The sequence below is a fragment of the Bacteroides galacturonicus genome (assembly GCF_003096855.1).
In the GTDB taxonomy this organism is placed as follows: domain Bacteria; phylum Bacillota; class Clostridia; order Lachnospirales; family Lachnospiraceae; genus Lachnospira; species Lachnospira rogosae.
Genome location: NZ_QEOA01000004.1, coordinates 250867 through 264670, shown reverse-complemented (window position 1 = coordinate 264670; position 13804 = coordinate 250867). Strand labels below are relative to the sequence as shown.

The window sequence follows — 13804 nt, the reverse complement described above, 5'->3', positions numbered from 1 at the left end:
CTTTATATTTGTATCAGCTTAACATAATAAATGAGGCCTCCCTATTATACGGAAGCCTCATTTATTATATGTACAGATAGAAACCTTTTAAAATTCTATTCCATTAACCTTTAGTAATTCTCTTGCGCTTTCAAGTGAATCCTTACCTGTCTTATTCTTAATAGGTGCGAATTCATAATTACGCTCAACTTCATATGGAACACAATTATCCATCATCTCAACCATATCAAGAACAAGCTTTTCAAACTTATAGCCGTTAGGTGTTTCTGGCTTAACAAGGTTATCATTCTCATCTATATAAGGTATCTTCTTTTCTACTATATGTAATGGAAGCTTTCTGTTAGCTATCTCAACAAGCTTGTTAAAACTGAATAAATAATTAAGAATAACTCCAAATCCATATGTAAGCTCGCCATCTTCTCTTCTCATATTGGCCAGTTCTTCTGACATCTCATAATACTCAATAATTGAAGGATGTCCGTTCACCTTACACATTACACCAACCTTCTCGTCTGGTGCACATTTTCTAACAACCTTTGAACCACAATCTGCACCTGAAAGTATTGTTGCACCTACAAATGATGGGTCTGCAATTCTCTGTAAAATATTATCTACTGCAAATACATTTACCAATTCAATGCCCTTGCTTTCCATATCCTTATCAAGTCCTGCATCAATAAGTGATGTAAACCAGCCGCCATTGCCATTAGGTGACATTGCAAGACTGTCAGTGCTTTCCATATAAAGCTTTCCATTATAATCAACAGATGGTGCCATACTCTGAATAAAGAACTTAACATAGTCTTTATCATATCCAAAGAAGTTGTGTTCTTCAAAAAATGCTACTGTATCATTATTGTTCTTATCACTTGTCATAATATAAAGTGGCACATATGCACCTGACTGGTTAACTACATCTAATAAGTTATTAATCAACTGCTCGAAAAGGAATAAATCCTTATTGATACCTACATTAAGTGTTCCCTTTGGCTTATCAAGTCCAAGTCTTGTACCCTGTCCACCTGCAAGTAATACTGCAGCAACCTTGCCAGCCTTGATAGCCTCTATACCTTTAGCAGTATATTTATCCTTATTAGCTTTAATATCCTTTATCTCAACAGCTTCCAAAGGCTCTATTTTTCTATCAGATGAATTGTCCTCTGCTTTATGATTAATGCTTTCAACAACACTCCAGTCTATGCTTGCAACCTGTGCAATAAGCTTCTTAGCTGAAACTTCATCAAGAGCCTCAAGTCTTTTAATTACATGCTCCTGATTGTGTTCTTTTAACGCATTAATTGCTTCCTGCTTATTCATTGTAATTCTCCTCATATATTATCAAATGTTATTCTTGCTGATTATACAACTTTTTATAACGTAAAGCAAATAAACATTAAATCCTGTATGCCCATCCATTTACAATGTTATATCTTATACCATTATATACATATGAACCATTCTTTGAAAAATCCACTTTTCCATTCTCAATATAGAATTCTCCGTTCTCATTACTGGCTACTCCTGTAAAGTCAAAATTCACTTTACCGCCTTCTATTCGCCACCAGCCATTTTCATTATTGGCTATTCCTGTGTAATCAAAGTTGACTTTGCCCCCTTCGATTTTCCACCAGCCGTTTTCATTCTCAGCTACTCCATAATAATCGAAGTTGACTTTGCCCCCTTCTATTCGCCACCAGCCATTTTCATTATTGGCTATTCCTGTGTAATCAAAGTTGACTTTGCCTCCTTCTATTCGCCACCAGCCGTTCTCATTCTCAGCTACTCCTGTGTAATCAAAGTTGACCCTGCCGCCTTCTATCTTCCACCAGCCATTTTCGTTCTCAGCTATTCCATAGTAATCAAAGTTGACTTTACCATTCTCTATTCGCCACCAGCCATTTTCATTAGGTCTTATACCTGTATAGTCATATCTTACTTTTCCATTTTCTACATATAACCAGTCTTTTCCATCATATGTAACATTAGTATATGAAGTATCCACTACTCCGTTTATTACATAATAATTATTCCTTGCATAGCTTACAAAGCCTGTATATGTCTTATCTGCCTGTCCATTAGTAAAATATGTAAGCGTTCCATTAACATCTCTTAAACCAGTGTATGTATCTTTCTGCTTTACTGTTACTGTGCAGCTCGCACTCTTTCCATTGCTGCTGGTAGCTGTGATTACTGCTGTTCCTGCTTTTTTTGCTGTCACTTTTCCTGCACTATCTACTGATGCCACAGCTGTATTACTACTACTCCACTTTACTGTCTTATCTAATGTTGTATTAGAAGGACTAATTGTTGCTGTTAATGTCGCACTTTCCCCTTCTGTTAATGACATAGTATCCTTATTAACATGTATACTTTCAATAGGCACATTAGTATCAGCTTCTTTAGCATTAGATGTAAATGCTTTTATACAAAAATTATTAGGAGAGTATTTATATACATTTCCTTCTTTATAAAAACTCTTTCCATCAAACTGACTAACTCTCCTGTCCCATATTATAGTTTCGAGTTTTTCTCCTGTAGCCATACTTGTAGCATCTTCTCTATCAAGTGCTGCCTTATCTGTCGTTACAACAACTGAATATGTTGTTCCCGGAGCAAGCTTAATTGGATTACTCAACTCTATTGTATATATACCAGCATATTGTGTATAACCAGTAGTCGTTGCTGTAACCTGTTTAGTTCCACTAAGTGGATTATTAAGATTAGTCAGATTAGTATAAATATCAACAGTATATTTTACATCTGCTGCCTGTGACATTGATACAGATACAGCCTTTAATACTTCATAATCAATTCCAGATTTTTTCTGTGTTGTAAATACATTAGCTCCAGATAATACATTAGATGATCTATAAGTCTCAATACCTCCATCCAGCTGATAATTATTGTCAAAGCCATCATTTGCAACAAAATCAAATACCCATGCTGTATTCTCTAAAGAAAACGTATCATATGACATCCAGAAATAATCACAGTAAGAACCCCAGCTATTCCTTATAAGCCATGCTCCATCATTCGAAGGTTTAAGTCCCTCGAAATTATCTTTGGAAAAATTGTCATTCCATCCAACTATCATAACAGCATGACCACCACCTGCCCGAGCTGTGTCATAATAAGTATAACAGTCACTCTTTCTACTCCATGACATATTATAATCTGAATGATAATACATAACACCTACAGCACCATGCTCCATAATTGCTTCTTTAACACCTGATGTATTCTCTTTAATATTAATCTGATATACATTGTGAAGGTGGGCATCTTTATAACTATATGCGAACTCACCACTTAGTCCTTGTTTAATTGTGTCGTTCGCTTTGCTGTAAGGAACTGTATTCTCTGTTGCTCCTATCCATTGAGCCAGTCTTCTTGATGAATACTGATAATTGCCGCCTCTATTAAGATATGAATAATCTGAATTTTCATTATAATATTTAGCTGTATCCCCCACTGTTCCACCAAGTGGGTCAGTTACAGAATTGTATGTATAATATGCCAATGCCAATTCGCTTAAATCTATATTCTTATCAGCTGCTCCATCATTAATCAGATCGAATTCTGCAAGTCCCAGACTTGAGAATGCCCAACAAGTTCCATATGGATTCTGATTACGATTGTCAGGATATTTGCTTTTAATATCTTCAACACTTGACGGATAGCTAGCAGGCAATTCGCTTAACATTCTTGCCATACCATAGTCTTCATATACAGGAGTATTGCCATCAAGTTCACTTGCTACATACCCTGGAACAAATTGGAATTTCTCCACTGATGAACTATTATTATCATCTCCAGCTGCCCAGGATGTATAACTAAATGAGCTTATGGCAAGTACAGTACCCAATACCACTGCTAATAGTTTCTTAATTTTCATACTTATACCTCGTTTTCTTCTGTTTTTCACCTAACTTGAATAACTTTCATTAAATATATCGACTTGTATACACACTTTCATAACACACATTGATTAATTAAATCTCATAAAAATAAGGTTAACAATCAACTGTCAACCTTATTTATTATATAAAATACAATATATTATAATTATGCTCTATATGCCCAGCCATTTATAATATTATATCTTACACCATTGTATACATATGAGCCATTATTATCTGTTGTTAATGCTATGTCATAAGAATCATCGGCTGAATAGTGTATATTCTGCCATTTACTGCCATTCCACTTATCAACCCTTACATAATTAGCATAATGACGTGTTGACACAGCTAACTCCTGTACTCCACTGCCCGACACCTGTTGTGCCGGTGTGATGCTTACTGTCCCAAATATAAGCATAATACTTAGTGCTGTTGAACAATTCTTTTAATATTGCTATCAGCCATATAATTCCTCCGTTTCTATTTTTTAATTTTCATATAATTGTCTTATGTAACAATATTAATTTCCACCAAATTTTATTAAATCAATATCTTTATGTAAAATTCTTATACTTTTATTCACGTATACAGGTAAGTCTAATCTTATATACAGTATATTATATACGAGAGTATAAGTAAACAAAAAACTGGTCTATGTACTGACTTTTAATAACCAGCATTTCCACTAAATATTCAGTAAAAATGCTGATTATTAAAAATAAGTTAACATAAACCAGTTTATAATCTATTTATTCAAAATTCTTTTATCTTGTTCCATATGCAATATTAACATCACAACCACCTGCTATACCAGGAACACTCGCTGTACTTGTGTACTGCCATATTCTGTACTTATAACCGATATCTGGCACATCGTCACCTTCATGCCATAATTCGCCTGTTTCATAATAATCATTCCAGTACCATGCAAGCCATATATCATAGTTTGATGATAACTTATCTGTATCAACATAGTTAAGATAATCATACTTGTTAATGTATATCATTGGGTCATACCCCCTGCTCTTAACAGTATCACAAAATGCTATGCTCATAGCAGTACGAAGCTCACTATTGCTGCGTAAATCTTCTGTTCTATAACCTGATGTTGTCTCCCAGTCAAATACAACAGGATATGTAATATTATAACCTGCAATTAAATCGCAAATATAGTTAGCTTCTTCAACAGCTTCTTCAACTGACATAGATTGTGAAAAGAAATATGCTCCAACCTGCATTCCAGCTGCAAGTGCTCCCTGTATGTTCTCCTCATAATATGAATCAGTGTATAAGTTACCATCAGCACCTGTAGATCTTCCTGCAACCTTAACCATAGCGAACTTATAACCTGCATTAGCTACTTCTGCCCAGTTAATTACACCTTCGCTATTATCATTATTGTGGTGTGACACATCTACACCCATAATCTTTTCAGATATATTGTCTTTAGATACAACCCAGCCTTCTCTTACACTATACATATAATCATCCTGATTAATTGTTCCTGTATAACTAAAATCAACCTTGCCATCTTTTATAAAGAACTCACCATTCTCATTCGCTGCAATACCTGTAAATTTAAAATTGACTATACCTGACTCTATTCTCCACCAGCCATTGATATTCTCTCTTATTCCTGTGTAATCATATCTGACTTTGCTGTTCTCTATATATACCCAGTCAGCACCATCTTGTATTACATCTGTATAATCAAAATTAACTCGTCCATTTACTATATAAAAGCGGCCATTTTCATTATCTGCCAATCCATTATAATTAAAATTAACCTTACCGCCTTCTATTCGCCACCAGCCATTCTCATTCTCAGCTATTCCTGTATAACTATAATCGACTTTGCCGTTATTAATATATAACCATTCGCCATTATTATCTTCTATACTGTTATAATCATATCTGACTTTGCTCTCTATGAGATAAACTAAATCATTGCCATCCTGCATAAATCCAGTATAATCAAAATTAACCCTGCCATCTTCTATATAAAAACGACCATTTTCATTATCTGCCAATCCTGTATAATCAAAATTGACTACTCCATTCTCAACTCTCCACCAGCCATTTTCATTCTCTGCTATTCCTGTATAACTATAATCAACTACTCCATTTTTTATGTATAACCATTCATTATAATACTGTTTTATTCCTGTGTAATCATATCTGACTTTACTATTTTCTACATATACAAGATTTCCTCCATCCTGTATTATTCCTGTAAAATCAAAATTAACCTTGCCATCTTCTATATAAAAGCGGCCATTCTCATTGTCTGCTAAACCAGTATAATTAAAATTAACTACACCATTCTCTATTCTCCACCAGCCATTACAATTATCTCTTATGCCAGTGTAATCATACTGAACAACGCCATTCTTAACGTATACCCATTCATTCCCCTGCTCTATAATGTCTGAATTTTCATCATATGCAAAAGCATTGATATTACATAACAACATTAAACCACAGGCAAGCCCTACACCAATTAATAATTTTTTCAAAATAAAACCTCCTTAGCAAAAATATATATAGTATTTAACAACCCTTAAAACAAAAATTTATACAACCATCTTTTTTATAAATGGAATCTTTTTTATGATTATTGTTAATACAATACATATAAATGTAATAATTATCGTTTTTAAACTATTGGCTATAGTAGAATAATATTCAATCCCTATACCAGAATATAAATACTTATCAAACACAGCTAATATTATATAATGCATATAATAAATTCCCATCGTTGATTGTCCTATTAATTTACCAAGCCCTAGCTTTATATCACAATAGAAATCGAAGCAAAGATAAAGTCCTACCGACATTATTAATGTTGATATTCTATTATAACCATTGGAAATATAAATATTATTCCACCTAAACGAACCAGTTTCCTTATACTTAACAATAAATAACAACATAAATCCAATAACAAATAATATTATTGGCATATTCTTTTTAATTTTAATATGTATCATTTCCCTATATTCTAAAAGAAAAGCACCTAGAACAAAATAGAAAATCATATACGGATAATTTAAATACGGTGTCAGGTAAGCAGCATCATATATAGAAAAATTAATATAATGTGTTACAATCATATTCATTGTTGGAATAAATATACCTGAAACTCCCGTTACCACCATTATGTTAAGCATATATTTTTTTCCACCATTCATTAATAAGAACCATATGACAGGATATATCATATATGTAACCAGATAGGCCTTCATATACCAAAACACGTCCATATTAATTCCATTAACATCCGACATAAAGAATATTCCTGCTATTATATCTTTACCTGTATATATATTTCCATTCATTACAATATAAATTAGAATATATACTATTCTCCATAAAATTATAACAACATATAACGTAATTAATCTTTTTATATATTTCTTCCAATCAAAATCAGACTTCTTCCTGCACAACAATCCCCCTGTAATCATCATAAAGCAAGGTACTGCTGCCCACGCTAATGTCATAATAGCATTACCAACTACTGAACCACCTGATAATAACGTATAATGGCAAAATACAACTAATAATATGCAGATTCCTTTTAAATTATCCATATATAGCAGTCTGCTATTCATATCCACCTCCAAATTATAGAACGTATTTAAACATTTGACAACCTAGTATTCTTAAATATTCTTTATCTAATGCTTAATGAGAAATATATATCGGGCAACATATTTATTTCTGCTCAACACCCCTACAATAACAGCAGATAGTACTATTGTTATAATTGTTAAAAATGCTGTTTCTAATGAAAGGCTTGCAAATATTTGTCCCATATATTTTATTTTAGTCATAATGACTATAATATGTACAAAATATATACCCATACTTATTCTACTTATATAAGTAAATATATTAGATATCCTCTCATTTATAACATTATCATCAATCCTTGTAAATAAAGTAAATAAACAAGCAGTGCATATTAATAAAAACGGAAAATCGTACCACACTTTATATATATAATGTGATTTATCACTTAATGAATACACCTCAAAGCACATAATTACAACATAACTCAATATAGCTGTTAAAATTAAATGCCAATTTCTTATCTTTTTTATTTTTACCTGATTATCATATATGTAATATCCAACCAGTAAATATAATCCATAGATTGCTCCCATATATGGTATGCTCATTTCGGAGCCGAAAGTCTGTCCATTATTAGAAATTCTGGCTATCACATTTAACAGCGGCTCTATATAACAGAAAATGAATGTAGCTGTCATAATAGGTAAAATTGATTTAAAAGAAAATGTTTTTACAATTTTAGCCAAAAATGGAACACCAATATATATTCCAATTATCATAGGCATATACCACATATTAGTCATTGATGAATTTTTAAATAACAATAATTCTTTTATAAAATCTACAAAATTAAATACCTGCTTTAATACAAATACTTCATATATTTTATATATAATAAGCCAGACTTCATTAACCGCAATTAAAGGCAGCAAATTTTTTTTATAGAACTTAAATATATCTTCATCTTTTTCTATTACTTTCCTAAGCAGTAATACACCTGAAAGATATAAAAATATTGAAACTCCAAACCTGCCAATTGTAAATGTACCCATCATAAATATTCTAGATGTAATTTTTAAATTTTTAAGAACTACCATGTCATTAAAATATGTCATTTCACTACAATGACATAAAATCACACATAGTATCGCAAATGTCCTAGCTATATCCAACTTTACAATTCTATTTTTCATTCACAATGTAACCATTACTTTCCAAAAATACTCTCACACTTATCAAGTACAGAGGCAATTGTAGCATCCATATCATAGTACTTATATTCGCCAAGTCTTCCACCGAATATAACCTTATCCTCGGCATCCGCAAGCTTCTTATATTCCTCGTATAGCTTTCCGTTCTTCTCATCATTTACTGGGTAATAAGGTTCATCACCCGGCTTCCACTCTGATGAATATTCACGGCTTATAATAGTCTTAGGCAGGTCATTGCCATTTTCATCTTTACCAAACTCAAACCACTTATGCTCAATAATACGTGTCCAAGGAGTCTCTCTATCTGTATAATTAACAGCAGCATTTCCCTGGAAATTAGGCTTGTCAAGTGTCTCATTTTCAAATCTTACTGAGCGATACTCAAGTGTTCCAAGCTTATAATCAAAATAAGCATCAATAGGACCTGTGTATACAACCTTGTCTGCAAGTGCATCAAGTTCTTCCTTATGCTCAAGATAATCTGTATTTAATCTTACTTCAATGCCATCAAGTATATTCTCAACCATCTTTGTATATCCCCCCATTGGAATTCCCTGATATAAAGCATTAAAATAATTGTTATCAAATGTAAGTCTTACTGGAAGTCTTTTAATAATAAATGCTGGTAAATCCTTGCAGTCCCTTCCCCACTGCTTCTCTGTATAACCCTTTACAAGTTTTTCATATATGTCACGGCCAACAAGTGATATAGCCTGTTCTTCAAGATTCTTAGGCTCGCCTGTTATCTCTTTCTTCTGCTCTTCAATCTTTGCAGCAGCTTCCTCAGGAGTAACAACGCCCCACATTTTATTGAATGTGTACATATTAAAAGGCATTGAATATAATTCACCCTTATAATTAGCTACCGGGCTGTTAGTAAATCTGTTAAATTCAGCAAACTGTGTGATATATTCCCACACCTTCTTATTATTGGTATGGAATATATGTGCACCATACTTATGTACATTAATGCCTTCCTGCTTCTCTGTATAGATATTACCTGCTATATTAGGTCTTTTATCTACTACAAGCACTGACTTTCCTGCCTTCTTTGCCTCGTGGGCGAATATTGCTCCATATAAACCAGAACCAACTACTAAATAATCGTACATTACATTTTCCTCTTTTCTATTATATATTTTTTTAATTTTGATTTTGCTAATAAATTTTTAAAATAATTAACATTGATCAGTTTTCTTTCCTATTTTACAAAATATCTTATTCAAATTCTCACTAACAACTTCTTCTTTCATAATATAAAGCATAACAACATACACACCAAAAAATAACACTGCTGATACTACAAGTTTTATAAACACTCCTGATATAAAATGCTTTACAGCTAATGCTACAACTGTTGATATTGCTAATGCAATTATAATCTTAAAATAACTTTGATTAGAATACAGATACTTTACATCTTTCTTAAGATATACCATTTGTACAATAAGAACAACCAATTCTGCAACCAGTGTTCCAATAGCAGCACCAGATGAATCTAAAAATGGAATAAATATTGCATTAAGTATCAAATCAACTATTGCTCCTGCAAAAGTTGATATCATAACAGCATTTTCCTTTCCCATAGGAATAAGCATCTGTATACCCATAATATTAGTTAAACCGATAAATAAAAGCGTTGGCATAACTATAATCATAGGAACTACTGCTCCGCCAAATGCTTCTCCTGACAGGAAAAGCACGCCTTCTCTTGCAAATATCATAAAATATATCATCATAGATGTTGCCGCAAGCAGAACAAATTTGATTGCTTTCTTGGAAAGCTTATAGAACTCGTCCCACATTTCCTGCTGTATATAATAGGAAGCTCTTGGCATAAGCACCGTTCCTAATGATGTTACAATACTCACAAGAATATTCTTTATCTTTGTTGCCGCATTGTAATATCCAACTTCAACATCATCTTTCATAAATCCAAGCATTACATTATCCAGATTAGTGTATATTGTTGTCGCACAGGATATTATAAAGAACATAAATACCGGCTTGAAATGCTTTTTAAAATTAAGATTAGATACCTTCTTTGTTCCTATTATCTTCCTTAATCTGATAAAGTTAAACACATTAGATGCTGAAGCTGCAAATATGGAAATTCCTCCATATATAACATAATCATCAACATTTCTTACTAATATAAACATTGCAATAAGTGCAATAAACTTAAATATTATTGAACGTATTGTTATATATGTATACTGCTCAAGTGCTTTGTACAACCATTCAACACCTATTGTATTAAAGAATATCAGTGTACTTGTTATAAGAAATAGATTTCTATCAGCTCTTAACCTTGGCACACTTGCTAATGCAATAAAGAATACTACATAAGCAAAAATACTCATAACAACATTAATTATGAATAATTCATACACCGTCTTTTTTAACTTTTCTTCATCATCTCTTACAACCGCACAAGCCCTTATACCATAGGTTGGAATACCAAGCTGTGATATCATAACAAAATACGTTACGACCGAATTAGCAAATGAAACCCTGCCGGTTCCAGCCGGAAGCAATACCCTTGATACATACGGAAATGTAATAAGCGGAAACAAAAAGCTGGACATCGTAAGTATCGCATTCATTATAAAATTTAGTTTTAATGATTTCTGTTTATTTTTCATAATGCTCACCTATTTTCTTTAAATACAGGTCTTTATTTCAGATACATATAATTCTGATAATTCTGATGAACATTTCTTAACATCATATTTATTATCCAGCACTACATTGTTTCTATCTGTCTGCTTCATATGAATTGTATCTATTTCTTTACTCCATATTGATGCATCCTGCTTTAAATCCATACGCTCAAATAATTCTGATATCTGTGCTGTCTTAGGAACACCTAAAGAACATAAACTGTATAAGCCGCTTGCCTGTGCTTCCAATACCGATATTCCAAGTCCCTCATATAATGATGGAAATACGAATATATCCATTGCCTGAAGTAATCTGTTAATATCAGCTCTCGCACCTGTGAAAATAACTTTCTCACTTATTCCATATTCATCAGCCTTACTTTTAAGCTTTTCCTCATCTTCGCCCTCTCCTACAATTAACAGCTTTGTATCAGGGTTAAGCTTTATATATTCCTTAAAAATATCTAATAAAAAGCTCTGGTTTTTTTGAGGGCAAAGTCTCCCTGTATTACCAATAACAAAAGCTTCCCCTAATCTTAATTCCTGTCTTGCCTGTTGTCTTACATTAATATCAAAAGCATAATTATCATAATCAATGCAGTTAGAAATCAAGCCATAATTATTTTTTCCAAATAAATAGTCACCTGCCTGATTAGAACAAGCTACATTACAGTTAGCATAGTCTTTTCCCCAGAATATTAATGGTATATTTCTAATTGCGTGTGATAACTGATCTGCCGCCTTATTCTGGTGGCTATGTAAAATTCTTACAGGGACTCCATATTTCTCAGCATATTTAAGATAAATAAATGCAGCATTTGCCATATTACAATGTACAATATGATACTTTTTACTCTTAATTATCCTGATATATTCATTCTTTATCTGTTTTAAAGTCTTTAAACCAAATGGAGGCATTTTATATATATTTCCACCAAGTGATTTAACTTCATCAGCATATGAATTATCTCCTATATTATGAACAAGAAAATCGAATTGGAACTTATCCTTATCTATATTTCTATAATAATTCATTATAAAGGATTCCATTCCTCCACACACATTCAATCCCGGAAGAATCATTAATACATTTATCTTCCCGTCTGTACATTTTTCTTCTATAGCTGGCTTTTCTATAACAGCAAGCTTTGACTTGTATAATATAAAATATAGAATTGTAAATATAACAAAATTAGTTATAAACGTAATCTGAAATACTGTCGTGTAGAAATAACTATCAATACAGTGCATATAAACACAATATGCTAAATACATATATACAACCGTAATCAATTCATTAAATTTCATATTTGGTTTGTATTTATGTATATAATATCCTACAGCAAATACAGCAGCCATTATTCCATTCAGTACAATTATTCCTATCCAGCCAAAATCATGATGCCATCTTCGATATGCTGTATACACATTTCCAATCATTGAATCATAGTAATATCTGAAACTTAAGTGTGCCGTCTGTTTCTCTGCAATATTAGTATGTGTTATCTTATACTTATCTAATGACTGTAATAAAGTATAAAACGTTTCATTACCAACTATATCTGACTTTTCACCTTCTATTGGAAATATTACATAATGATTTAAACATTCTATAGAACCACCAGCATAAGTTGTTACATATTTAAACAAATTCTTATCATTAGATCTTCCTATTAAAGAAGCACTCAAATAGAAAAGGACCATTCCAACTACACCTACTGCTACAATTATTCCAATATTTTTAAATGCAATTCTGCTTTTCCAGTTCTTCTTCTGGCTCCATAAAATTATTGCTATTGTAACCGCTCCAACGCACATACTTAATATGGAAATTCTGCTTGAACATATCAATTCTTTTATTATATATAATAAACACGGAATTAAATAATATAACTTGGTTACTATAATTCTCTTTTTTTCTTTTCTGTCAGAATATACAACATATTTAACATAAGCTATAATACAGTAATATGATGATAATTCTAACAATTTAAACATCAGACTCAAATAATGTGGCAGTGACGCATCATTACTATATGAAGTGTGTGCTTTAAATAAAGCCTGTGCCTGTGTGAATGAATTATATGTTCCAAAAGCATCAGCAATCTTTAATACATTATATATTGTCAATGCTATAACAACTATAGAATATACAATTAACAGTGCCATAATATATTTATTAATTGCAGCAAACTCTTCATTCTTATGTTCAACTGTACATTTAGATCTGAATAATTTCTCAACTAACCATACAACAGCAACAAACTCAATCGTTCCTATAAATAATATTAAAAATGTCTTATTAGCCAAATGTATATTCCACTCTTTAACATTACACATAGTACAAAAAGAACTTATAAAATACATAAAACAATATATAAATGCTGGATTTGCAATTTCTCCCTTAAATAACTTGTATGTTAAGATAGTCATAATCAGGAAAAAAAGA

Annotated in this window: 9 protein-coding genes; all 9 read right to left on the bottom strand. The window is 32.0% G+C overall.

Annotated features, from left to right (window positions below; all coding sequences use genetic code 11):
• Nucleotides 1–87: 87 nt before the first annotated feature.
• Entirely contained in the window at nucleotides 88–1317 is a 1230-nt protein-coding gene (locus tag C7390_RS06180; protein ID WP_116443803.1) for a UTP--glucose-1-phosphate uridylyltransferase, read from the bottom strand.
• A gap of 76 nt (nucleotides 1318–1393) precedes the next feature.
• Nucleotides 1394–3895, bottom strand: a complete 2502-nt coding sequence (locus C7390_RS06175; RefSeq protein WP_116443802.1) for a lectin like domain-containing protein — start codon at nucleotides 3893–3895, stop codon at nucleotides 1394–1396.
• Nucleotides 3896–4065: 170 nt separating this feature from the next.
• Nucleotides 4066–4248 (bottom strand): hypothetical protein, encoded by a 183-nt coding sequence (locus C7390_RS06170; RefSeq protein ID WP_318295586.1) that lies wholly within the window; start codon nucleotides 4246–4248, stop codon nucleotides 4066–4068.
• A gap of 418 nt (nucleotides 4249–4666) precedes the next feature.
• On the bottom strand, nucleotides 4667–6418 hold the full coding sequence (locus tag C7390_RS06165; RefSeq protein WP_116443801.1) for a glycoside hydrolase family 25 protein: 1752 nt from the start codon (nucleotides 6416–6418) through the stop codon (nucleotides 4667–4669).
• A 57-nt stretch (nucleotides 6419–6475) separates the two neighbouring features.
• Nucleotides 6476–7519: an acyltransferase gene (locus C7390_RS06160; protein WP_116443800.1), complete on the bottom strand. Its 1044-nt coding sequence runs from the start codon at nucleotides 7517–7519 to the stop codon at nucleotides 6476–6478.
• Nucleotides 7520–7585: 66 nt separating this feature from the next.
• Nucleotides 7586–8674, bottom strand: coding sequence for an acyltransferase (locus tag C7390_RS06155; protein WP_116443799.1), 1089 nt, complete (start codon nucleotides 8672–8674; stop codon nucleotides 7586–7588).
• A 14-nt stretch (nucleotides 8675–8688) separates the two neighbouring features.
• Nucleotides 8689–9804, bottom strand: coding sequence for a UDP-galactopyranose mutase (gene glf / locus C7390_RS06150; protein ID WP_055306104.1), 1116 nt, complete (start codon nucleotides 9802–9804; stop codon nucleotides 8689–8691).
• A 66-nt stretch (nucleotides 9805–9870) separates the two neighbouring features.
• Nucleotides 9871–11337 (bottom strand): flippase, encoded by a 1467-nt coding sequence (locus C7390_RS06145; RefSeq protein ID WP_116443798.1) that lies wholly within the window; start codon nucleotides 11335–11337, stop codon nucleotides 9871–9873.
• Nucleotides 11338–11355: 18 nt separating this feature from the next.
• Nucleotides 11356–13788, bottom strand: coding sequence for an oligosaccharide repeat unit polymerase (locus C7390_RS06140; RefSeq protein WP_278320333.1), 2433 nt, complete (start codon nucleotides 13786–13788; stop codon nucleotides 11356–11358).
• Nucleotides 13789–13804: the final 16 nt, after the last annotated feature.